The sequence below is a fragment of the Winogradskya humida genome (genome assembly GCF_016862215.1).
GTDB classification, from domain to species: Bacteria; Actinomycetota; Actinomycetes; order Mycobacteriales; family Micromonosporaceae; genus Actinoplanes; species Actinoplanes humidus.
The window spans coordinates 1-1,376 of the sequence record NZ_BOMN01000172.1; the positions used below are offsets into that span (position 1 = coordinate 1).

Genomic DNA, 1,376 nt, shown 5'->3' on the forward strand with positions numbered 1-1,376 from the left:
TACTGCAACCCGATGTCGTTGCTTACGGCGGTTCGAGTCGTTTGCGGTAGTGACAGGCTTGAGCTTGTTGCTGGCGTCGGCGGCGATATCGGGACCAGTGCCAGACGTGTGCGGCGGTGTGGACGACAGCCAGAACGAATCTGGCGAACAGGCGGCGGATTTCGTTGCTGGTCAACGGGATCAGTTCACCGCCGTCTGCGCCGGTACCCCCTTTACGGCCTCAGCGGCGCGGGTCACGACCAGGAACGCTGCGGCGGCCATGGCCAGGGTGATATGCGCGTACCAGGCGTCGTAACGGCGGACCTGGTACTGGTCCAGACCGACCTCGTTCTTCGCGGTCTGGAACGACTCCTCGATCGCCCAGCGGGCGCCGGCGACCCGGACCAGATCCCGTAGCCGGGTCCCGCGTCGGCCGACACACCGGTAGTAGGCGATCTCACCAGTGCTGATCGAGCGGCGGGCCAGGACCCAGCCGCGCCGGTCATGGGCGAACGGGGCCCGGATCGGCGTCCAGGCCCAGTCGTAGACCCGCGGGCCGTGGGCGCCGTCGCCGCAGGACAACCGCTGCCACGCCCCAGCCCGGATATCGGCGATCATGTCCTTGACCGGCCGGTCGGTGTGCAGCCCGGCCGGGACCTCGTCGTCGTTGCGGGTCGCCATCACATAGGCGATGTCCTGCTCGTGCAGCCAGTCCCGCAGGCCGGGGTTCTGCCCGAACGCCTCGTCGGCGGTGAACCAGGCGAACGGCACCTGAGCTGCTACGGCCCGCTCGATCATCGTGCGGGCCTGCTGCGGTTTGGTCGCGAACGCGACGTCGTCGGGCACCGCCGCCCGTTCGCACCGCTGCTGGTCGTCGGTCCAGGACTTCGGTAGATACAACTCCCGGTCGATCAACGCCCGGCCCTTCGGCGTCGCGTAGGCCAGGAACGTACCGATCTGGCAGTTCTCGACCTTGCCCGCCGTGCCCGAGTACTGCCGTTGCACCCCCGCCGACCGGACGCCTTTCTTGACGAACCCGGTGTCGTCGGCGATCAGCACCCCGTCGGCGCTACCGAGGTGTTTGACCAGGTAGTCCCGCACGTCATCACGGACCAGATCCGGTTTCCAGCACGGGCTGTAGAGCATCTCCTGCACCGCGTTCGGTGACCGCCGGCCCGCGTGTTCAGCGATTGTCCAGCCGTTACGCCGTTCCAACGGAGCCAGCAACCCGCGTATATAGGCGAACGCCAACCGGCGCGGCTCCACCCGATAAAAACGGCTCGCCACCAGCGCAAACAAGTCATCCAGACCCGCCTGCCACTCCGCGAGAACCTGCCCACCCAGCATGACCAGTCAACGAGCGACCGCTACTCAAGTCGCAACACCGGGTTGCAGTA

General features: G+C 67.0%; 1 protein-coding gene. It reads right to left on the bottom strand.

The annotated features are described in order from the left end of the window. Positions 1-180: 180 nt before the first annotated feature. Positions 181-1,326, bottom strand: coding sequence for an IS701 family transposase (locus Ahu01nite_RS50015; protein ID WP_203843839.1), 1,146 nt, complete (start codon positions 1,324-1,326; stop codon positions 181-183). Between the last annotated feature and the right edge of the window lie 50 nt (positions 1,327-1,376).

What these genes read in the sequence shown, in the direction of transcription:
- Ahu01nite_RS50015 (WP_203843839.1), bottom strand. Translation starts at nt 1,326, where the DNA reads ATGCTGGGTGGGCAGGTTCTCGCGGAGTGGCAGGCGGGTCTGGATGAC.